Here is a 19,740-nt window from a genome sequence, read left to right on the forward strand (position 1 = left end):
TCAATACCCCCAAACCAGAACGCGACCCGAGATTCCCGGCTCAGCCTTTACACTTCCAGCCAGCACATTTCGGACCCGCGCAACCACTGTCGTTGTCGTGGAGTTCGCGCCGTCAAATGCCCAAACGGTGACGTTGGAGGCACCCCAACCTGCCGGGTAGCCTTCATTGGCAACACCGCCGAGGACAGCATTGGGAAACCTGATCGGCAACGACACCGTCATGTTGCCATTCGCATCGGAGCCCCCCGTTACCCACTGCAGGATCAAACCGCTGGGAAACTTTTGATATCCCGATGTGGCGAACTGTGCGGCGTAATTGGTTGAGTACTTCAGCGCAGCGGTGCCATACACCACCCACACTCCAGACTCTCTGACGAAGTTCGCACTCTCACCATTGTTCAAAACGATCGACGCCAGATAAGCACCTTGCGGGCTGATCTGCGTGCCGGTTTTACTGGCCACGGTGACGGGAGCGCTGTTACGGCAATGCAGGCTGATCGTGGCACCGCTCGGCACCGCAGCGGCATCCGGAAGCGTCACGGTATACGTCGCGTTGCCACCGAGACCGATCGAGCAGCCAACGTCGGCCTGGGTCAATTGGGTGGCGGCGAATATACCGCGAGCACTTGCGTAGCTGCCCAGCGCCCGCTGCACAAACTCGGACGTTGCTGCCGAGCGCCCGCCATCAAACTGAGGCGCTGTCATGAACAATGCCGGGCTGCGCAGCGCCCCCAGCAACTGATTGTTTGACGACTCGTTCGGCGTCAGACCGGCAGCTTGAACAACGTTGAGAATTTCTTGCGTGACGCTGTTGCCCCATGTCGCCGGGATCAGCGAACCGGGTTTTCCGGCAATCGGGTCCTCATCGACAAACTGGCCGTTGACCAGCCCGACACTGGGCACACTTTTGGGATAGTCCAATGTTCATCTCCTTGATTGAAATACAGTGGGCGCGCAGGCCTTAGCCAATCGCGCTGGCCAGCCAAAGCGGCACTGACGGCCGGGAATCCGCTGCGGGAAAAAGCGCCGAATCAGGCCAGTCGCGCAGCGCTTGTCGGTACTCGAGCAGTTCCAGATATTGCGCAGCCTTGAGCAAGGTTCCGCGCCCCAGTTCCTGCTCATCGCGATGGCGAGTGACCAGCCATTCGGTCGCTGAAAGGGATGCCTGACGCCAGCTACGTTCCGCTGCCGCAGGCGTTTGATCTGCAGCAACCGGCGCCTGGAGGATCACCGGACTTTGCTGCGCGGGCAGTGGTTCGGCAGTTGTCGGCAACTCACTGATTGGCGCGCCGATTTCGACCGCCTGACCATCCGGCACTCGCACCATCGACTCGACAAAAGACGGCGCAAACAGTTGGCTGATTGCGTAGTCACCGGTGTCGATCCGTTCGACGACTACGCCATTCTCGATCCGTGCATAAACGGCCATTACTCGTACTCCCAGATTTCACAGAAGGCGTTGCCGCCGACACCGCTAAGGACAGAGGCGGATGCATTGGTTGAACAAGAACCACTGCCACCCGAGCCTCGGCTCCCTGAAGTGCCAGGGCCACTGAGGCCCATCAACGGGCCGCCGCCATCAAACGGACTCGCTCCGCCACCGCCTGCCAATACGCCCCAATTGGCGTTGTACATGGCGTAACCACCGCCAATTCCACGTGCGTTAGCGAGGTTGCCACCGGTGACGGCTTGCCCTCCGGCGCCACCCTGAACGAAGCCGACTGCCGAGGCTGTCACGGGAAAGGTCAGGATTTGCCCGCCCATGCCTCCTGCCACGCTCATGTAGCTGCCAAAAGAAGCACCACCACCGGCCTGTCCCATCGCGTTACGTGAAGCACCACCCGCTCCCAGTGAAACCGGCACGCCGGCCATCATTTCCGCGCTCACGTCATACAAACTCTCGCCATAGGCGCCACCACCACCGCCACCGCCGATGCTGTGATAACCCGCTGCCACCGGTGCACAGCCGCCCCCCGAGCCACCAGCTCCGACCAGCCGCACACGAATGCGTTTGGCCTTGGGATTTGGCTTGTAAACCGTGATCCCGACCATCTCGAACTGTCGAACTCCCAGCAACCGCCCCACCGCATCGGTGATGCCATAACCAGCCAACGTGGTTGGGGTATTTTTCAGTTTGGTGAAATCAACGAGGGCGCCGATGGCTGTGGCCAGTTGATCGGTTTTGGCTTCATCCGGGGTCAATCCGGCGGCCTTGATCGCGTTGAGAATTTCTTGCGTGACGCTGTTGCCCCACGCGGCGGGGATCAACGATCCCGGTGTGCCGGCGAGCGGGTTTTCATCGACGAAGCCGCCGTTGACCAGCCCGACGCCGGGAATGTTTTTTGGATAGTCCATGTCGGCATCTTCTAGGTTTTACAGGCAGCCGAATGCCGGCAGCACAGGGCCGTCTGTAAGGTTTTTATTGAGTGAGTGGCGAGTTACGCGGTTGGCGGCGCAGGCCAATCAATAACCGATGGATAATCCGACTGCTGCTCGATCCGCGCCAACGCCAGCGCATAACGCTTCCACGCTTGCAGAGTGGTTAACTGATCACTGCTCGCCTCGCCCAACTCATAGGCATATTGCAGAGGCGCAACCCGAATGACTGCTTCGCGCAGTCTGCTGTCCCGATCGATTTGCGCGTGCGCGATAAGGCCTGTGCGCTCGGCTTCGACATCCAGTTCCCAATCGTCACTCTTCCAGAAGTGATAGATACCCGGTCTAGGCTTGGCAGTGAGGTGATCGGGTAGGCAACCCAATTGCGCCCAGTACTGGGGATTGCCATTGTCTTTGCGAAAAACCGTGCGGTTGCGCAAGTCGACCATTTGCAGGGCGCGCTCATTGCGCCAAACCCAGGCATGCCCGGAGTCCGCAGCAGGCAATACTTGCGGCAACTCGATTGCATTGCCCGGTACAACAACCCCCATGCCTGGGCAAACCGGCAGTTCGACGGGCCCGGTCAGTTCCCCGGTGAGTTCGTTGACATAGTAATAAGCCATAAATACCTCAAATCAGTTTCAGGCGACCTGGATACGCAATGTTTCTAGGTCGGGCCATTCCCCAATACGGGGCGCTGAAGTTTTCAGCATTAGTGGCAGTGACGTAGTACGTCAGGCCGAGGAAAGCGGTCGGATCTGCCCCGATCGTCGCCAGATTGCCGATCGCGTGAACCGCAGGGGCGGATCCGTTATCACCGGCGATGTTGGTTCCCGTCTGCCATGAGCCAGCCACTCGGCCCGCATCAATATTGCGTTGCTCATCCAGCATCCGCAGGAACTCGCCGCGAACCTCAGGCCCGCGAAAGGTCTTGATGCCGTCACCGCTGCTCCAGCCACCCGCGCGGTCAGCTTCGGCACGCAACATTCCCGATTGAACAGCGTGATCCCAGAGCCACGGCCATTCGGCACGCAGAAACTCACGACCGTTGAGTGCGCCATATCCACCGGGGCTGAGCGCAGTCGATGTCTCAAATACAATTCGTCCCAACGCACTGCCATCGAAGCGCCCTACCGGCCACCAGTTACCCGAACCATCGCTGCGCAGGTGCCACCAGTCGCCCGCCCCCATCAGCACCAGAAACGGGTAGCCGTTTGCCGACAAATGAGTATGAAAGCGAATTCGATCATTGCCCGCGGCTTGCACCACCAAGCGGTTAGCGCTGTTGTCGGTTCGACGGACAATAACGTCGCGCACACCGGAAAGAGCGTTCACCGGTGGCAACGTGATCGTTACATCGGCCCCATTGGCACTGATCAAGACCAGCCCCAGCTCATCGGCAATCAACGTCTTTGTTCCGGAAACTTCCGTCACGCGCGATGCCATGGGGCTGGCCAGGCTGAGAAGCTTTTTGAATGCTGCCAACAATTGATCCGTAGCGGCTTCGGCCGGAATGATTCCGGCGGCTTTGATAACGCTTAGCAACTCTTCGGTGACACTGTTGCCCCACACCGCCGGAATCAACGACCCCGGCGTACCCGCGACCGGGTTTTCATCGACGAAGCGGCCATCGACCAGGCCGACGCTGGGGACGCTTTTTGGATAATCCATAGGTTGCTCGTTCCTTTGAAATGACAAATGACCGGCGTCGACACAGCGTCTTCTGCGTGCCTGTACACGGTCCGTTTTTCTGAAAATAAAAAGCCCACAACGAAGTGGGCTTGGGTGACGCTGAATGAAGGTTTTCGGCTTAGCCGGAAAGGCCGCTGGCCAGTTGGCGAATGGCAACCAACACTTCGTCACCAGCGCTGCGCGCAAGATCCATGTTGCCCTTGGCAGCCTGCGCGCGAATTTGCGCTTTGGCCTTCAGGCGCAGCGTACGCAGCGCCAGCAGATGGTCGGTCAGTTGATCGGCCTTGCTCAGAATCTGCTCGGCGGCTTGTTTGGCAGTGCGTCCTTTGACCACCCACGCAGCGACCGACAGTGGCACTTCCTTCTTTGGGTAACCGGCGTCCTGATAAGCCTGGGCGTCGGCGGCGGCCTGGGCGTATTCCATGGCTTTGAGCGGGTCGCCGGCCAATGCGATGCGAGTGCTGTCGGCAGCGGCGTCAACTTTGACGCAAATCTGTTCAACTTCCTGCGCATTCAGTTCAGTCTGTTTGTCAGCGTTCAGAACCCATGCCTCACCGTCCCAGTCATGGGCGGCAGAAGGTTGAGGAAGGCGCATTTCGCCGTCGAACTGATGAAGCTCCTGAATAACGATCATCGAATAAGCTCCCAGGACAATTGGACGTTGACGGCATCGGCGAAATTGACCGCGATACCGACGCTGTAATCAGTGACCGGATGGCTCTTGATGCCCATGCTCAGTAGCAATTCATCACTTTCGGCGTTCGACTGACCAAGGTTGTGCTCTGCCTGATAGCACTGCCACAGCGAGCGCAAATTGGCATGGTCGAAACTGGCGGCCAGCGTTGAAACCGTCACGTCGTTAACGATGTTGTTGGTGAACAACACACAAGGGGAAGCCGTTGCGGGGTTCCAGCCACCAGCATTATTGGAGCTACCAGCGATCATGGGCGACAGGAAGCAATAGTTACCTCCCACCCAGCCGGTTGATGGAAAACCAACCGCCGTCACTGCGGTTGACGACGGTGTCGGGTTGCCGGCAACCAATCGTGCAGAACGTGCATGGGGATCCAGTGGGAGGAAAATTGCGCCCGTTCCGTTGACCGTCTGAGTCCAGGTCAAACGAGCACGGTTGTAGATGGTTCGAACCGTGGGCACCGAGCCCGGTGCGCCGGTCACGATCCACGCCAGGCACATGTCCAGTGCCGTCGACTGGAAGCCACCCCCAGCGGCACCGTTTACCGTTCCTTTCAACGACTCGGGCGTCACGTCATGGATGTTGCCACGCTGCACATAGAACGTAAGCGCACCGCCAGAGACCTGAGCGCGTAAAAAGTAATGGCTGCTGGGCAACAGATCCGCGCTGCTCCAGGCAGACGTCACAAACGTGCGCGAACGACCCAACTGACCATTCACGACTTCCTGACCGAGGCTGATATAAGTGCCCGCCGCAATTGAAACCCTGCCACCACTGGTGGATGCCGCAGCCGGGCTGACCGTCAACCGACCATCGGCGGTGGCCACCGTCGGCAGCGGCAGTGCCACCAGCGGCAATGCAAGATCCTGATTCCAGCCCTTGGCCGTCACCGACTGAATCGCCTGCAGCAACTGATCGTATTTTTTCTCGTCCGGCGTCAGACCCGCCGCATTGATCACACTGAGAATTTCCTGGGTAACTCCGTTACCCCAATCCGCCGGGATCAGCGATCCCGGGGTTCCGGTCATTGGGTTCTCATCGACAAACTTCCCATTCACCAAGCCGGCGCTGGGCACACTGTTCGGATAATCCATGGCTCATCCCTCCCTAGTCATAATTGATGTGCACCTTGGTATGCGCCGGCGCACTGCGGTGAATCAGGCATTCCAGCGCCGAACCCGGATTGACGCCGAAGCGCTCACCCCAATAGCTCGCGCCGAAACGCCGACCCAGCAACAAGCGCCCGCCGGTATTGAGCGTCCACATGAACTGCGCTTCCCACGTGCCCCAGTGCGCCGAGCCGAAACGCGAGCGGCCCATGCGCGGGGCTTCGAGTTCGGTGATGGTCGCGTTGGGGTAACCCTGGCTTTTGGCGATGTCGATGTAGTAACCGACAGCCTGGCTGCCGACCGCGAGCAAGCGTCGGCGTACGGCGAGACGACGATCATCGAACAGTGGCGTGGCGCCCAGGCACGGATCGGGCAGGTTCATCACCTGTTCCCAGTCCGGCACCAGTTCGCTGACGCCGGCCGGGTCCATCTCGTTGAGCAGGTCGGCGGCGCGGGCATCGAGGCGGGCCAGTTCGACGGCGACGCCTTGCAGAACTTCTTCCAGTTCCGGCACGCGTTCCGGGTCCCACGCCGGGCCGCTGGGCAGCAAGGCGCGCAATTGCGCCTGATATTGCGCGGCGGTTCTTATGCCCCCCATACGCAACCTCCGAAGGTCAGCAGTTCGCTTTGCCCGGCGGGCACGTCAGCGGCTGGCGCGGTCAGCGTGTGATCGTACTCACCACCAGCGCTGCTGATGGCTTCGCGGATATGACTGATCAGCAACGGCACACCCAGATCGGCTTCGCGGTTGTGCAGGTCGCGCAACTGCGCCTCAACGGCGGCACGCACAGCGGTGGTGTCCGGGTTGACGCTCTTGAAGCGATACACCACCGGCACTTGAATCGGCCGCTGCACGTGCACTTCCGCCGTTACTGGACGCAGCGGTTCGATGTAGTCCTGAACTTCCGCCAATTGCTCATCGTTCGGCACCGGTTGCGGGTCTTCGTCACGCATGATGAATACCGTCACCGTGCCCGGCCCGAGCAAACCGCCACGACACCAGGCGCGGGTCACGCCGGGCACTTCCAGCGCCCAGGTCTCGTAGTCACTGGCCGAGCCGCCATGGGGAATAACGCGGTAAGAACGAATCACCCGCGAGCGCAGCGACTCCAGACTTTCCCGCGCAACACCGCCACTGAGTCCCGGCGCCAGCACCACAAAACTGTTGCCGACCACACCGGCAATCGGCTGCACCGGTGTCAGTGCCAGCCCGGCGTCGGCATTACCGAGACTGCCGGCATCCAGCGCGGCAATCGTGGTGGTGTTGCTGCCATTAGTCGTGGTGCGTGCGGCCGTCACTTTATAAGTGCGACCGTCGTTGGTTTGCAGCAGCGTGTCGACGTCGAGCACAGCGCCGGCGGTCGCGGTAAAACTAACGCTGCCGGTGGCCACTTGCGCGGGTTTGCGCGGTTGGTTCAGACGTAGAGCGGCAATGCGTTCCAGGGTCGATTCATCGGCCTTGTCCGGCAGGATCTGCTCGGCAATCCAGTCGAGATAACCGTACAGACCATAAGCCGCGCCACCGAGGGTACGGGCCAGCACTTGCGCATCGGACTGGCGCAGCGAATCGCCGGCCAGGTCGCTTTGGGTGCGCTTGATCAGCACCGGCAGCGAAGGGGTTTCAAACGGCATAGATCACCTGCCAACTGTTATCGGGGTTGATGTCCAGACGTTCGCCGTCAGCCAGGGTCAGGACCGTGCGCAGGTTCAGGCGCTGGGCGTCGAGGCGTTCGCTGATGATGTCGATGGCGCTGCAATGGCCGTCGTCGATCAGCCACTGCAAGGCTTCACGGGCATAGAACTCGGCGTCCATCTGCGTTTGTCGGGTCAGTTTCACCCGGCGCAGCAGCCATAGCCGCGAGCCGATGCGATCGTCGGCAACGGTAGGAAACGTGTCGCCCCACCAGCCGAAACGTTCGTCGTCGTCGAGGGCGTCGTCATCGGCGGCGCGGCGCCAAGTGAACAGGCTGATCAGTACGGAGCGGGTCAGTGCAGCGTGGAGGTTTTGGCTGATCAGCATCACTTGCCTCCTGCCGGCGCGCCGGTCTGGCCGCTGCCGGCCTGTACGCCGACATGCACATGTTTGATCTGGCTGATGCCACCGGCGAGTTGATCGCCGGTGGACACGATCTTGCCGGTCTGGTTGATCACCGGCGTATCGAAGTTCACCGCGCTGCTGGCGCGGATGTTCAGCGTGGCGGTTTCGATGTCGATGATCCGCCCCCGCTTGAAATGAATCTTGTCGCCCTCGTCGGTGTAGATCGCCACTTCACCAGCGGCCAGCGCTTGCAGGCGATAGCGGCGGTCGGCGATGACCAGAGCGATGGCGTGGGAACGGTCGCCGCCGATGAACGTGACGACACCTTCGGCACCGGCCAGCGGATGGCTGGTGAAGCCGTAAGGTTCGAAGTGCTCCATGTCGTCGTTCACTTCGCCGGCGGTGAGGCGCATTTGCAGCGATTGCAGCTTGGATGCCGAATTGGCGAGCACGACAGTGCCGCGCGCCAGCAGGCGTGTCAGTAGGCTCATGAATTGTCCTCAAGAGGTGAGGTTGATGCTGATCCCTGTGGGAGCGAGCTTGCTCGCGAAAGCGTCCTGACAAGCACCAGAGCGGTGTCTGATCTGACGCCTTCGCGAGCAAGCTCGCTCCCACAGGGTCGGGTGTCAGGCTGAAGTTTTCTTGGGGGGTGTTGGATCAGGATCGAAGGTATGCGGCGGCGCCACTTGCAGCGTGGTCACCGAGCCTTGTGCCGACAGCGAATAAGTGACCTTGGAGATCAGCATGTCGCAATCGAACCCAAGCACCGGATCCGTGACTTTGACCAGCGTGTTGTGCCGCCAAAGATCACCGTTGGCCTGGCGCCAGCCCTGCACCCGATACGTGGTGGTCTGCGCCCGCCCCATACGGGTGGCGCACTCCCACTGGGCGCGTTGCTGGGCCAGTTCGAACGTCAGCGCGGTGCCCTCGTTGATGATGGTGGTGCGTCGACGTTTGAAGCTCAGATCGGTCGCGCTGGATTCAACCTCGCTGACCGCCGCCCCGCTCTTCTTGTCCGAACCTTTCTGCTGGCCGATCACCCGGTATTCGGAGAACACCTGGCTCTGATCCATGGGGGCGTTGGCCGACAGGATATTCTTGCCCAACTCCAGCGCATCACTGGCCCGCCCACCGCTGCCGGGTTTGGCCAGCACCAGCCGGCCCTGCTCGTCATCGGTGGAAAACACCCGCAGCAACGAGAGCAAACGGTCGATCGACTGGAACACCGTTTCACCCGGCACAATCGTGTGCTTGGTCAGCCGTGCAGTCTCGGGAATTTCATTGACCACCATCAGCCCGTACTCCATCGCCAGCGCCTGCACGATGCTCAACAGCGGTTGCTCCTGCCACTGGTTCGGCTGGTTTCTGGCGGCGCAATCGACCAGATCCTGGGTCTTGGAACTGCCCTCGATGCTCAGGCTGATCTGGCGCCCGTCATAGCTGATCGGAGCCTTGAACACATAGCCGGTGAGCACCAGATCCTGGCCGATTTTCACTTCGCAGGGGTCACCCGGCTTGATCCGCTGGTCCACCGTCTGCCCCGGCCACTGCCAGGTGATGTCAAGTTTGAAAGTGCGGAACTGGCGCTCCAGATCGGCCGTGATTTCCACGCTTTTCCAGCCGCCGTATTCCATGTTGTTGACGGTCAACGTGACGCGGTTATCCATCTCGCTCATGGCTCACTCCCTGGACACTTTCACGTCGTTGGGTGAAAAACCCGGATGGTTCATCGCGTTGCTCTGAGTCACTTGCGTCACCCGTGTGGCATCGGCAAATTGCTTGTAGGCCACAACCAGCGCCGGCAGGCTTTCCTGGAACGATTTGGTGACCTGGCGCACACCGGACGACGCCACTGCCTTGAGATGCGCCAGCAGCGCTTCCTTGACATCGTTGATTGCCTGGTGGTGCTTGGGATCGGCCTTGTCCAGCATCGGATCAATGGCCACCCCGACAGCTTTCTGCAGCGCTTTCATTTCATCGGTCACCGGTACTTCCGGACGGGTCACCGGTTGATCCGCCTGATGCGCCACCGAAGGTGTCGACGACAGCTTCACGGCGGGGCTCGCCACTGGCATCGACGCCACCCACTGCGCCACTTTGACCAGCATCGTGTCCTGGACCAGATCGGCCATGGCTTGCGCCGCAGCATTGGTGTCCTTGCCGGTGGTGATCTTCGGCGCATCAGCCTTGCGGATGGCTTCAAGTTGCTGGGAGACGTCGGCAATCACGCCACGGTAGCCCTCCTTCGCAAACTCCTTGAGTTCCTTGATATCGCCGAGCAGGCCTTTGAACTCCGCCGCCACTTCCTTGGGCAACTCCTTGACCGCTTTGACCAGTTCAGTGATCTGCCGGTACTGCTCGATCAGCGGCTTGAGCTGTTCTTTGATCACCTCATAAACCCCGGTCAGGCTGTTACGCAGATTGGCAATGCCGATCCGCGCAGCCTTGATCAGCGTCATCGCCTGTTCGAAACGTGCCACCGCAGACCCCAACAGCGTGTCGGCCTTGGCCAGCAGCACTTTCTGTGTGCTGACGCTGGCGGTCGGAAACGGCAACGGCTGATCGGGATAAAACTTCAGGGTAAAGGTCACCAACCCGCCGTCCTGGCGGGTGTGGGTCATGTCGCATTCGCCGACCTTGACTTGCAGGCGTCCGAGCCACGGATGCACCAGTTCACCACTGCCCGCCTCTAACGCCTTGAGCAGCTTGTCGCGCTGCTCCAGGCAATCGGCGCCGATGATGAATGCGGTGACATCGTGAATCCTGGCCTGCTGGCCGAGATCTTCGAAGTACGGCAGATCGCGTTGCGGATACTCATGCAACTGACCTTTGCGACCGACCGGGGTTTTCGCCTGATCGATCCAGAAACCGACACCGCGAAACGATGCCGGCAACAAACGGTCACGCCAGTTCATTGGAACCTCCTGCCGACAGCGAGCGATAGCCGATGCGCGAAGACAGCGCCAGGCCCGGTTGATTGCTTTGCGGTTGATCGGTGCGCAATCCGGCCGGCGCATTTTCGAAGCGCACGGTCAGGCCGCCTTCGAGTTGCGTGCGGTTGTTGGCTGCGCTTTGTTGAATCAGTGCGCCGGAGTTTTGCGGCAGTGATCCGCTCTGCAGTCCACCGTTACCCGCTGCTTGCGGCGTTGCTCCGAAGAACGCCGGCGCCAGCTCCCCTTTGCCTTCGGCATTGGTCTGGCGTTGCGCTTCGGTGAACGTTTCAACCTTGCCGGTGACCTTGGCGATCAGTCCGGCAAAACCACCGTCGAACAGCTCTTTGATCGGCGCAATGACGGTTTGCAGTTTTTGCCACAACTCGCCAAACCACTCGGTGATCGGCCCCCAGTTCTTGATGATCTGCCCCAACGGCGTCCATTCGAACATGTTGTGCAAAAACTCAAGTACCGGTGCGGCCAACGCTTGCACCACGCCCCACAGCGCCGAAAACACTTCGCTGATCGGCTGCCAGTACATCGCGATCTGTTCCAGCGGCGACCATTCGAACAGGCTCTGGAAGAAGCTTTTGATCTGCTGCGCCGAGGTTTGCAACGCGGCCCAGATCGGTTCGAAGAACGTGACGATGCTGCCCCAGTTGTTGACCATCATGCCCAGCGGGGAGTAATCGAACAACGTGCCGAAGAAGTCCTTGATGGCTTGTGCCGCCGGTTGCAGCGCCGTCCAGATCGAGGCAAAGAACCCGGTGATCGCGCCCCAGTTGTTGATGATCATGCCCAACGGCGTCCAGTCGAACAGACCTTTGAGGAACGCCATCACCGGCACACTCAAGGCCTTGAGCAATTCCCAGATCGCCGAAAACAGACCGGTCAGCGGCGCCCAGTTTTCCAGGATCATGCCGGCGGGCGTCCACGAGAACACCGATTTGAAAAAGTCGATCACTGGCGCGGTGACGGTTTTGACCTTGGCCCAGATGCCCGAGAAGAATTCGGCGATCGGTGACCACAACGCCGCCAGTGCATCCAGCGGTCGCCAATCGAGGATCGAGCGCAACGTCGCCATCGCACTCACACCGATGTTCTTCACGCCCTCCCACATGCCCTTGAAAAAGGCACTGATCGGCGTCCAGTTGGCATAAATCAAACCGGCCGCCAGCGCGATGCCCATCGCGATCAACATGATCGGGTTGGTCTTGAGCACCATGCTCATCACGTCCATCACCTGGGTCATACCGGTGACGGCGGTTTGCATCGCCGAGAAGGCAATCGCCCCCGCCGCCAAGCCCTCGACCAGTTTCGGGTTGTCGGCGAGCAGGCTGCCGACCTGGGTCAGCATCGGTTCCAGGCCCACCACCAACGCCCCTACCGCCGGTACCAGCGCGGCGTCGACGGCCGCCGAAACCTTCTCCATCGACGCACTGAACACATTCATGTTTTGCGCAGCGACTTTCGGCGCGGCGGGCAGGTCGACGGTTTTTGCCGTGTCGCTGACTTCGGTCAATTTGCCTTGAAATGCTGCCGCCGATTTGATCCCGTCCACGAACGGCGTGATCACGCTGCCGCCCTTGAACAGTCCGCTGATGTCCAGTTTGTCGAGGCCGACCTGCTCAAGATTTTTCTTGAAACTCCCGACCTTGGCCTGAAGGGCGCCGAGCTTGGGCGACAGTTCATCGATGCCCGTGATCAGCACCGGAGTTTTTACTTTCGTTTCTTCGTCTGCCATCACTGCACCTGCTGCATCGCATTGATCCGTTGCGCGTGCTCCAGCGATTCGCGGAGCACATCCAGTGGCCTGGCCATCATCTGTTCGGGGTCAACCTTCCAGAACCAGGCCAGGTCATAGGCGACGGCGATCAGGTCGGTGATGGCGCCGACGCCGCACTCATGAAAAAACTCGCAACGGCCCAGCTCAGCGCATTGAGGTCAGCCAGATCCAACTGGTTGACCGACGACGGTGGAATACCGGCGCACACGGCGATGTATTTGGCCGCCACGTCCATGTCGAGGCTGACTTCTTCGCTCTTGTCGATCTTGTACGGCAGCGCCTTGATCGCTCGCACTTCCTGCACCGTCGGACGGCGCAGGACGAGTTCGGTCAGGGGCTCGCCGTGAGCTTCGATCGCAACCTGAAGCTTCACGGCGCCGCTCATTGCCAGGTCCCCTTGATGCCTTCGAATTTCAGTTCGATGGTGGCGTCATCGCCTTTGGAGACTGGCTCTTCGACCAGATACGCACCGGCCAGTACGTAGACTTTGCCGTTGCTGAATTCGCAGGTGACGGTGATGTCGGTGCCTTCGATCAGCTTCTTCAGCGGGAAGTCGGCGGTATGCAGCGCGGTCACTTTGAACGACGGCGCGATGTCGGTTTCCTTGTAGAAACCCGGTACGACGGTTTCGCGTTTGACCGCCATCAGCGGGGCTTCGCAGCCGCCATTGATGGTCAGTTGTGCGCCGTCGACTTTGACGTAGCAGGTGCCTGCAATCAGTTGACCCATGGTGTTACTCCCTTGAATGAAAAAGCCCACGCGAGGTGGGCTGAAAACTTGCCGTCAAACGCGCGAATCAAGCCGCGTCGTCGTACTGCAGACGGAATTGGTTGAGCAGTGCGAACACGCGCAGACCGTTGATGTAATCCGGCGGGAACAGCACGTTCACGCGGCTCGGATCCTGCACGTCGCGCTCGACGATCAGGTGCTCGGCGAACAGCTCGGCGTTCTCGACGTGGCCTTCCAGTTCAAGCTTGGCGTACTGCGCGATCAGTTCACCGCGAATGGTCGCCGGGGTGACGATTGGCTGGCCGGCGCCGAAACGGGTGCCGTCGGAAGCCAGTTTGTGCCGGCCGTACTTGCTGGTGATCACGCTTTGCAGACGGCGCACGATGAACGCCGACTGGTGCATGGTTTCGCTGTCCAGGTAGGAGTTATCGGCCTGACCGTAAGCGTTTTTCTGGTAGGTGGTGATCGAGCGCTGGATGCGCACGTAGCCGCCTTCGTAGTACGCGGTGGCGATGCCATAGTTGAGCAGCGACTGACGCTCGGTCAGGGTGAAGCGTTCGCTGGCCGGAGCCGGATCAACGCCCGGCAGGCTGCCGCTCTGCGTCGGACGGCTAGCGTCGGCGGAGATGAACACCGCGGTGCGTGCAGCCAGTGCGGCAGCCTGTACCCAGAACGGTTGCGGAACGCCCGGTTCCAGCGCCTGAATGGTCATGTGCTGATCGTTGCGTGCTTGGCCGGCAGCCACCAGAGTGCCGACAGTGCCGCGTTTGGCGCTGTAGACGTGACCGAACAGTTGCTTGGCCCACGACCAGCGACCGGTGCTGTCATCCATGACCGCTTGCCAGGTGTTGAGCGTCGACAGATCGGACCATGGCAGTGCGATGAATTCGAACGGCTCGTCACCCAGTGCGGCGATGGCTTCCACCTGATCCGGCACACCGGCGCCGCCAGTCATGGCAGTGATCGCAGTGGTCAGGCCGGCCGGGGTGTCTTCGCCGTTGCTCTTGCCCAGGCGATTGAATTGCAGGCTGATGTCGTTACCGCTGTCGCCCGTCCATTTGGCGTTCAGGGTGACCACACCTTCGGCAGCGACAGCGCTGACCGGCAGATCGGCGGTGGCGTTGATTTTCTGCGCCAGGGCGGTGGCCGCTTGGGCAGCGGTGGCACCGTTGACCACGGTGGCTTGCACACGCACGCCACCGACATACAGATTCAACACGCCGGCCTGAGTGGCGGTGCCGGTCAGGGTCAGCACGCCTTTGGCGATCGCGCCTTCGGTGTTGTGCAGCGGCAGGCACCAGATCTCGCCGATCGGGTCAGCCTTGCGGAAGGTTTCGTACATCGAGGCGAGCATCGAGCCTTGGCCGCCGATGCTCTTGGCCAGCGCAACACTGGAGACCAACACCAGTTTGCCGACTTCGGTCGGCGCGATGTTGTCGTTGACCTGAGCGACGATCAAACGACGCAGGGTCGAACTCGCGCTATTGGCGGCCGAGTTGTCCATTTCGGCATAGAACAGCGGTACACGAATGTCCGCGGGGATGTTGCTGAATCCGATCGCCATTATTTGGCTCCCTTTTGTTTGGCTGGTGCGGTTTTGAGGGTGATATCGCCGTCGGCCAGACGTCGGCGCCACCAGGCGCTGTCCAGCACTTCACGGCCTTCCAGCGGCAGCAGATCGCCCGCCTCTGGGTCAGGTACGACACGGCCTTCGGCCGGCAGTACGGTGATGCGATTGCTCATGGGGTTACGTCTCCAGAGAAAGTCATTTCCACGCGCCCATCGGGGCCCGGGCGTTTCAGGTTGGGGTCGGCCGGGTCGATCGCATCGACCCGCACGGTGGCCCCGGTAAAGGACGACAAACCGTCCAGTTCGCGTTCGTGCCAACTCTCCGCAGGCTGACTCGGCAGATTGCGACCGAGCTGGAACTCGGCAAAAAAGCGCAGCCGGTAGAACACGCGACTGCTGTTGATCGAGACCATTTCGCCGCCGTCGTAAACGATGGCGCTGTAGTCGGAATCGGGCTTGAACCCCACCAGCGCACGCCACAGTTCGGCGCGCAGGTCGTGCAACAGATCCAGCGCTTTTGTAGCGTCGCTGGCGTCAAGCACCAGGACGATTTCGAAGCGGTCGCGGATCGGTTGAGTGGTGAGGTTTTGGGTGGTGCTTTCACTCGCCAAGTCGGCCAGTGGCAGCACGTGGGCCGAGGGTGTCGGCAGATCCGGGTTGCCTTGTAGCAGCGCCAGATCGACACCCACCGAAATGTGATTGGCAAGGCCAGGGCATTGCCCACGCAATTGCGTGAGGATCGGGGTGATCTTCATGGGGGTGTTCCAAATAGTGGGAGTTACCGCAGGACTCATGTAGGAGTGAGCCTGCTCGCGATAGCGGACTTACAGTCAGAATCGATGGTGACTGATACACCGCAATCGCGAGCAGGCTCACTCCTACAAGGGATTTGTGGTGTTGAGAGATCAGTCTTCAGCCTTTGGATCGAGGCCGCTGGCATCGATCAGGCAGCGATAGCTGTTCTCGCGGTTGCCGCTGGCGGTGACCTTGTCGATCGACCAGCGCCCGCGCATGAAATCCGGCCAGGTGTCATCAAGCAGTACCAGGCCTTCAGCGGCCAGTCGCGGATCGCCGGGGCAGGTGATCTTCACCTTGTACTTTTGCCGGAGCATCTTGCGCACTTCGCCTTCGCCCACAGCGATGGCATCCGCTTCGTTGGGTTGCTTCTGGCGGATGGTCTTGAACGGCGCAAGTCCCGTTTCGACCCAGTGCAAAACGCCTGTAACCGCATCGACAAAACAGGTCTTGCAGCCCTTGGCCTGTTCGCGGGCGGCCTCTTCCAGCGTGGCGCTGATGAAGGCGTGATCGCCGGGACGATTGTCGTGGGTGACCGACAACGTCACATCCTGCAGTTTCTGCCCCGAGATTGATTTGATCTGCCCGGGCCGCGCCAGCACATACGCATCGCCATAAGGTTTGGCGACCAGGTTGTACTTCTTTGCCAGCCGCGTCAGAAAGCCCATGTCAGTTTCATTGGACTGGTCGACGTGGGCGATCTTGATCATCGACACGTCCGCAGCGACACGCGATGAAAATCCGTGCTGCGACACCAGTTGGCTAAACAATTGACCGAGCGTCGTCGGTCCATGACTGGCAGTGCGGCGCTGCTTGAAACCGGTCTCGTCATCCTTGCTGAATGGCGCTGCAGTGGCCACCAGGGTCAGGCGAAACGGAAACAGCGTCGGTGTCAGGCGAGTAACTTTGAACTGGCCCTTGTCGACCATCTCTTCCATTTCCAGGTAGCCCACCAGCAGGCCGATTTTCCCGCCGAGGTTCGGCAGCCCTTCGAGGCCTTCCAGATCAATGGTCAGGGTCAGTTGATCCGACTCGATACCGGCGGCATCAATGTGCTCCCAACTGATAAGACGCTGGTTGAGCAGATCCGCGTTTGCGCCATAAATCTGCACGACCGGGGTAAAACCCAATGCCATACAACCTCCTTAATCCCAGGCCGTGAGCGCTTTGATCGCAGCAGGTTTGCTGTCGAGTTCAGGCAGCACGACCCAGATGCCAGCGGGCAGAACCGGGCCGTGCTCGGCCAGGGTCGGGTTGAGCTTCCACAGGGCTTCTTCAGCGGCATCGTCGCTGCGCCCGGTTTCGCGGTAGAGCAGCAGATTCACCGAATCACCGGCCACGCTTCGAACCTTACGCATTGTTGAACTCCGCCAATTCGATGACCCAATCGACGACCATCGCCGTGCCGTCATCGATGATCTGGGTCTGGGTTTCCTGAACGTTGTTTATCCGCCACAGCCCCCAGTTGCGACCGATGCCATCGATCAGCGGCAACGGAATACGCAGCGCCTGCAAGGCGCGCAGTTCATCCAGCCGGTCCATGGCCACGGCGTACATCGACTTGCCGGTGATGGTCAGGGTTTCCGGCTTCTGTCCGGTCTGACTGGATTTGGGTTTGCTGGTGAGAATCTGTATTTCCGTCCAGCCACCATCGGACTTGCGCAACAACGAGTGGTACGCAAATTGGCGCGAGAGGCCGAAGATGAAGCTGCCTAATGCCATTTGTTGTTTCATCAGGCGGCTCCATCGGTCAGGGCTGCGTCACGGCGGGTGGCGAGTGGGTTGTTGGTCAACAGCGGCAGGAACTGGCCGTGGAATTGTCCACTCAGTTGCTGCCCGATGATTGTGCGGATTTGTTCAGCCGTGTCCGGAGCCGGACAGGTGACCTGGATCAAGGGCGAGAAGGTGACTTGCTGGTTTTGGCTTTGGGAGGGAGCGTTGACCAGATTTTTCGCGACATCTCCCGGCGCAGAGAGTTTGTCGGCGGGCGGGCTGGCGAGTTTTTCCCCCAGGTATGATCCCGCTAATCCACCCAGGACTCCCCCGATGGCTGTACCGACAACGGGAAGAAAAAGCGAGCCGACGGCCGCGCCAATGGCTGTACCCGCTAACTCACCTGTTGCCGCTCCCACGGCTTTGTCATCACCCTCACGCCAGCCTTTCAGGCCTTTGTAGGCGGCGTGTGCAATCATCAATGGTGCAGCAACTTTACCCACAATAGGCGCAGCTCGAGACAGCATAGGCATAACCTTGGCGCCTGCGCTCCGCACTGCGGGCAAGACCTTGGCAGCCGTGCTTTTGATGGCAGGCATAACCTTGAGCGCTGCACCGCGTAAGCGATTGCCCAGGCTTTGGCGAGCAGCTGGAGTGCGCGGCGGAGCACTTTTCGCCGGGGTCTTGGCCCGTTTGCCTTGCCCCGGCCTGTGTGCTGATCGTTTCTTTTTGCGACCGCCATTGTCGTCATCCTCACCAGCGATCATTTCGCCGATTTCAGACGGTAAACGCGTAGCCGCCAAGCGCAAAAGTCTTGTGGAAACCGCGTCGAGCACTGAGGACACACCGGTCTTCAGCGCGCCTGCTACGAACGGCGTGGCAGCTACCCCAAGCAAAGTCAGTGCAGCGGTGACGAACGGGAAGGATTCGGCCGCCGCGCTCAGTTCATTGACCACCGCAGTCAGCCCGACTGCAAAGCCGTCTGTCATCGGGGCCAATGAATTGCCGACCGCCGTGGACAGCCTGTTCAGACTCGCATCCAGCGCATTCCAGCGCCCCTGCGATGTATTGCCATAAGCCTCAGCGGTTTGTGCCGCCGAACCTGCATCCTCACCGCGTTTGGATGTTGCATACAGGGACTTGTCAGAAACCAGTTTGAACGCAGTTTGAGCATCCTCAGGCTTCTTCAACAACTCAAGGATTGCATCATTGTTGCCAAACAGCGTTTTTGTCAGTGATGCCTGTTTCTCTTCAGGTTGCTTCTTGAGTTCTTCCAGAACCAACTTAATCGTATGGGGGGCATCTTCACTCATCCCACGTGCCAGCGACTCGGGGTTCAGACCCATTTCGGCCCAGGCCGAGCGCTGCGCCGAAGAGGCGGATTCACCTTTACCCAGAACCGTCGTGAAACTCTTCAGCGCCGCTGCGGCATCTGTCTTGTTAGCGCCACTGTTCAGAAACGCTGCCGCAAGTGCAGCCACTTGCTCGGGCGTCATCCCTGCAGCTTTGGCGCCCTCCCCGGCACTTTGAACGACGGAACCGATGTCAGCGGTTTTGACGTTCAGGCCACTGTTGCCAAGGTAGCTGGTCGCGTCTGCCAGATCCTGGCTCTGCACCCGATCAAGCTTCAGAGCGGTGCGCCAGCCCGCCAACATCTCGCCAGCAGCCCTGACATCGATCTTGAAGGCCGAGGCATTGATGGCGGCATCACGAGAGAAGTCCTGTAATGCCTCCTTTTTCTGCTCGCCCTTCAGACCATCACTGATGCCGGACCGCAGCGCTGAGAGTTGCACTTGCAGCAAATCCGCACCAGTCGACCCACTAGGGGCAACCCGTTTATCACTGGCGATTTCCAGGTTCGTTTCCGAGAGTGCCTGAAGCGATTCGTTGCTCAGGTGCAGCACCTGATTCAATTCAACCAGCATCGCTTCGTTGGCCATTGCCGACTGAGTGATTTTTGGCGGCGGACGCTGCTCGATCTCGGCGTTGAGTTTTGACTTTGGTTCGCTCGTGGCGGGAGCGGCGGCGCCAGCCTTGAACAACGACTGCTGGCTGACCAGTAGCTCCCGCAGCTTGATCTGCTCCTGAGTCAGCAAACGAATATCCACGCTTGCCAACGCCAATGTGACGTTCAAATCCTGCAGCGGTTTGCCGAGGTTGTCGGGCAGTGTAAATCCGCCCGTTGTATTGCCGCCCTCTCCGGCGTACGTGAGCGCATATTTGCTCTCTGCCATTGCCGCTCTACTCCTGTTTCACGCCAAGGCGAGTGATCGCTATGTCGTAGCGGCGCAACGCCTTTTCGGCGT

At 60.2% G+C, this 19,740-nt stretch carries 23 protein-coding genes; all 23 read right to left on the reverse strand.

The genetic code is table 11. From position 1 onward, the window contains the following. Positions 1 to 921 (reverse strand): gp53-like domain-containing protein, encoded by a 921-nt coding sequence (locus ACW9IR_RS02720; protein ID WP_150706112.1) that lies wholly within the window; start codon positions 919 to 921, stop codon positions 1 to 3. 40 nt (positions 922 to 961) lie between these two features. Then, a complete protein-coding gene (locus tag ACW9IR_RS02725; RefSeq protein ID WP_102902650.1) occupies positions 962 to 1,429 on the reverse strand; it encodes a phage tail assembly chaperone in 468 nt (155 codons plus the stop codon). Then, positions 1,429 to 2,355: a hypothetical protein gene (locus ACW9IR_RS02730; protein ID WP_457461526.1), complete on the reverse strand. Its 927-nt coding sequence runs from the start codon at positions 2,353 to 2,355 to the stop codon at positions 1,429 to 1,431. Before ACW9IR_RS02730 ends, ACW9IR_RS02725 begins: the two co-directional genes overlap by 1 nt. An 83-nt stretch (positions 2,356 to 2,438) precedes the next feature. Next, positions 2,439 to 2,999 (reverse strand): tail fiber assembly protein, encoded by a 561-nt coding sequence (locus ACW9IR_RS02735; protein ID WP_110720170.1) that lies wholly within the window; start codon positions 2,997 to 2,999, stop codon positions 2,439 to 2,441. 7 nt (positions 3,000 to 3,006) lie between these two features. After that, positions 3,007 to 4,047, reverse strand: coding sequence for a phage tail protein (locus ACW9IR_RS02740; protein ID WP_110720169.1), 1,041 nt, complete (start codon positions 4,045 to 4,047; stop codon positions 3,007 to 3,009). A 139-nt stretch (positions 4,048 to 4,186) separates the two neighbouring features. After that, positions 4,187 to 4,702 carry a phage tail protein gene (locus ACW9IR_RS02745; protein ID WP_102902646.1) on the reverse strand — a complete coding sequence of 172 codons (516 nt, stop codon included), beginning with the start codon at positions 4,700 to 4,702 and terminating at the stop codon, positions 4,187 to 4,189. Next, positions 4,699 to 5,856, reverse strand: a complete 1,158-nt coding sequence (locus tag ACW9IR_RS02750; RefSeq protein ID WP_102902645.1) for a phage tail protein — start codon at positions 5,854 to 5,856, stop codon at positions 4,699 to 4,701. The genes ACW9IR_RS02745 and ACW9IR_RS02750 overlap by 4 nt, the downstream gene beginning before the upstream one ends. Positions 5,857 to 5,869: 13 nt before the next feature. Continuing rightward, entirely contained in the window at positions 5,870 to 6,469 is a 600-nt protein-coding gene (locus ACW9IR_RS02755; protein WP_095119252.1) for a YmfQ family protein, read from the reverse strand. Beyond that, a complete protein-coding gene (locus ACW9IR_RS02760; protein ID WP_150792508.1) occupies positions 6,457 to 7,503 on the reverse strand; it encodes a baseplate J/gp47 family protein in 1,047 nt (348 codons plus the stop codon). The genes ACW9IR_RS02755 and ACW9IR_RS02760 overlap by 13 nt, the downstream gene beginning before the upstream one ends. Next, positions 7,493 to 7,891, reverse strand: a complete 399-nt coding sequence (locus ACW9IR_RS02765) for a phage GP46 family protein (protein ID WP_077571355.1) — start codon at positions 7,889 to 7,891, stop codon at positions 7,493 to 7,495. Before ACW9IR_RS02765 ends, ACW9IR_RS02760 begins: the two co-directional genes overlap by 11 nt. Then, positions 7,891 to 8,400 carry a phage baseplate assembly protein V gene (locus ACW9IR_RS02770; protein WP_110720163.1) on the reverse strand — a complete coding sequence of 170 codons (510 nt, stop codon included), beginning with the start codon at positions 8,398 to 8,400 and terminating at the stop codon, positions 7,891 to 7,893. Before ACW9IR_RS02770 ends, ACW9IR_RS02765 begins: the two co-directional genes overlap by 1 nt. Before the next feature lie 135 nt (positions 8,401 to 8,535). Then, entirely contained in the window at positions 8,536 to 9,585 is a 1,050-nt protein-coding gene (locus ACW9IR_RS02775; protein ID WP_457461531.1) for a phage baseplate assembly protein, read from the reverse strand. 3 nt (positions 9,586 to 9,588) lie between these two features. Next, a complete protein-coding gene (locus ACW9IR_RS02780) occupies positions 9,589 to 10,824 on the reverse strand; it encodes a DNA circularization protein (protein WP_150729640.1) in 1,236 nt (411 codons plus the stop codon). Further along, complete coding sequence (locus ACW9IR_RS02785) at positions 10,811 to 12,586, reverse strand: phage tail protein (protein ID WP_457461533.1); 1,776 nt, start codon at positions 12,584 to 12,586, stop codon at positions 10,811 to 10,813. Before ACW9IR_RS02785 ends, ACW9IR_RS02780 begins: the two co-directional genes overlap by 14 nt. A gap of 130 nt (positions 12,587 to 12,716) precedes the next feature. Continuing rightward, positions 12,717 to 13,013, reverse strand: a complete 297-nt coding sequence (locus ACW9IR_RS02790; RefSeq protein WP_007908778.1) for a phage tail assembly protein — start codon at positions 13,011 to 13,013, stop codon at positions 12,717 to 12,719. Further along, entirely contained in the window at positions 13,010 to 13,357 is a 348-nt protein-coding gene (locus ACW9IR_RS02795) for a phage tail tube protein (protein ID WP_007908779.1), read from the reverse strand. Before ACW9IR_RS02795 ends, ACW9IR_RS02790 begins: the two co-directional genes overlap by 4 nt. 67 nt (positions 13,358 to 13,424) lie before the next feature. Further along, on the reverse strand, positions 13,425 to 14,921 hold the full coding sequence (locus ACW9IR_RS02800; protein ID WP_110720160.1) for a phage tail sheath subtilisin-like domain-containing protein: 1,497 nt from the start codon (positions 14,919 to 14,921) through the stop codon (positions 13,425 to 13,427). Continuing rightward, a complete protein-coding gene (locus tag ACW9IR_RS02805; protein ID WP_007908782.1) occupies positions 14,921 to 15,100 on the reverse strand; it encodes a DUF2635 domain-containing protein in 180 nt (59 codons plus the stop codon). Before ACW9IR_RS02805 ends, ACW9IR_RS02800 begins: the two co-directional genes overlap by 1 nt. Next, positions 15,097 to 15,681, reverse strand: coding sequence for a phage tail terminator protein (locus tag ACW9IR_RS02810; RefSeq protein WP_457461536.1), 585 nt, complete (start codon positions 15,679 to 15,681; stop codon positions 15,097 to 15,099). Before ACW9IR_RS02810 ends, ACW9IR_RS02805 begins: the two co-directional genes overlap by 4 nt. Positions 15,682 to 15,831: 150 nt before the next feature. Then, on the reverse strand, positions 15,832 to 16,857 hold the full coding sequence (locus ACW9IR_RS02815; protein WP_102902637.1) for a phage tail protein: 1,026 nt from the start codon (positions 16,855 to 16,857) through the stop codon (positions 15,832 to 15,834). 9 nt (positions 16,858 to 16,866) lie between these two features. Continuing rightward, positions 16,867 to 17,079, reverse strand: coding sequence for a tail protein X (locus tag ACW9IR_RS02820; RefSeq protein ID WP_064393145.1), 213 nt, complete (start codon positions 17,077 to 17,079; stop codon positions 16,867 to 16,869). Further along, complete coding sequence (locus tag ACW9IR_RS02825) at positions 17,072 to 17,455, reverse strand: phage tail protein (RefSeq protein WP_116254554.1); 384 nt, start codon at positions 17,453 to 17,455, stop codon at positions 17,072 to 17,074. Before ACW9IR_RS02825 ends, ACW9IR_RS02820 begins: the two co-directional genes overlap by 8 nt. Beyond that, positions 17,455 to 19,668: a phage tail tape measure protein gene (locus tag ACW9IR_RS02830; RefSeq protein WP_457461538.1), complete on the reverse strand. Its 2,214-nt coding sequence runs from the start codon at positions 19,666 to 19,668 to the stop codon at positions 17,455 to 17,457. The genes ACW9IR_RS02825 and ACW9IR_RS02830 overlap by 1 nt, the downstream gene beginning before the upstream one ends. Between the last annotated feature and the right edge of the window lie 72 nt (positions 19,669 to 19,740).

The sequence above is a fragment of the Pseudomonas sp. SDT291_1_S447 genome, assembly GCF_054070155.1.

Bases quoted from the DNA above. Each gene is read 5' to 3' on its own strand.
- ACW9IR_RS02725 (WP_102902650.1), bottom strand. From the start codon at position 1,429: ATGGCCGTTTATGCACGGATCGAGAATGGCGTAGTCGTCGAACGGATC.
- ACW9IR_RS02730 (WP_457461526.1), bottom strand. From the start codon at position 2,355: ATGGACTATCCAAAAAACATTCCCGGCGTCGGGCTGGTCAACGGCGGC.
- ACW9IR_RS02735 (WP_110720170.1), bottom strand. From the start codon at position 2,999: ATGGCTTATTACTATGTCAACGAACTCACCGGGGAACTGACCGGGCCC.
- ACW9IR_RS02740 (WP_110720169.1), bottom strand. From the start codon at position 4,047: ATGGATTATCCAAAAAGCGTCCCCAGCGTCGGCCTGGTCGATGGCCGC.
- ACW9IR_RS02745 (WP_102902646.1), bottom strand. From the start codon at position 4,702: ATGATCGTTATTCAGGAGCTTCATCAGTTCGACGGCGAAATGCGCCTT.
- ACW9IR_RS02750 (WP_102902645.1), bottom strand. From the start codon at position 5,856: ATGGATTATCCGAACAGTGTGCCCAGCGCCGGCTTGGTGAATGGGAAG.
- ACW9IR_RS02755 (WP_095119252.1), bottom strand. From the start codon at position 6,469: ATGGGGGGCATAAGAACCGCCGCGCAATATCAGGCGCAATTGCGCGCC.
- ACW9IR_RS02760 (WP_150792508.1), bottom strand. From the start codon at position 7,503: ATGCCGTTTGAAACCCCTTCGCTGCCGGTGCTGATCAAGCGCACCCAA.
- ACW9IR_RS02765 (WP_077571355.1), bottom strand. From the start codon at position 7,891: ATGCTGATCAGCCAAAACCTCCACGCTGCACTGACCCGCTCCGTACTG.
- ACW9IR_RS02770 (WP_110720163.1), bottom strand. From the start codon at position 8,400: ATGAGCCTACTGACACGCCTGCTGGCGCGCGGCACTGTCGTGCTCGCC.
- ACW9IR_RS02775 (WP_457461531.1), bottom strand. From the start codon at position 9,585: ATGAGCGAGATGGATAACCGCGTCACGTTGACCGTCAACAACATGGAA.
- ACW9IR_RS02780 (WP_150729640.1), bottom strand. From the start codon at position 10,824: ATGAACTGGCGTGACCGTTTGTTGCCGGCATCGTTTCGCGGTGTCGGT.
- ACW9IR_RS02785 (WP_457461533.1), bottom strand. From the start codon at position 12,586: ATGGCAGACGAAGAAACGAAAGTAAAAACTCCGGTGCTGATCACGGGC.
- ACW9IR_RS02790 (WP_007908778.1), bottom strand. From the start codon at position 13,013: ATGAGCGGCGCCGTGAAGCTTCAGGTTGCGATCGAAGCTCACGGCGAG.
- ACW9IR_RS02795 (WP_007908779.1), bottom strand. From the start codon at position 13,357: ATGGGTCAACTGATTGCAGGCACCTGCTACGTCAAAGTCGACGGCGCA.
- ACW9IR_RS02800 (WP_110720160.1), bottom strand. From the start codon at position 14,921: ATGGCGATCGGATTCAGCAACATCCCCGCGGACATTCGTGTACCGCTG.
- ACW9IR_RS02805 (WP_007908782.1), bottom strand. From the start codon at position 15,100: ATGAGCAATCGCATCACCGTACTGCCGGCCGAAGGCCGTGTCGTACCT.
- ACW9IR_RS02810 (WP_457461536.1), bottom strand. From the start codon at position 15,681: ATGAAGATCACCCCGATCCTCACGCAATTGCGTGGGCAATGCCCTGGC.
- ACW9IR_RS02815 (WP_102902637.1), bottom strand. From the start codon at position 16,857: ATGGCATTGGGTTTTACCCCGGTCGTGCAGATTTATGGCGCAAACGCG.
- ACW9IR_RS02820 (WP_064393145.1), bottom strand. From the start codon at position 17,079: ATGCGTAAGGTTCGAAGCGTGGCCGGTGATTCGGTGAATCTGCTGCTC.
- ACW9IR_RS02825 (WP_116254554.1), bottom strand. From the start codon at position 17,455: ATGAAACAACAAATGGCATTAGGCAGCTTCATCTTCGGCCTCTCGCGC.
- ACW9IR_RS02830 (WP_457461538.1), bottom strand. From the start codon at position 19,668: ATGGCAGAGAGCAAATATGCGCTCACGTACGCCGGAGAGGGCGGCAAT.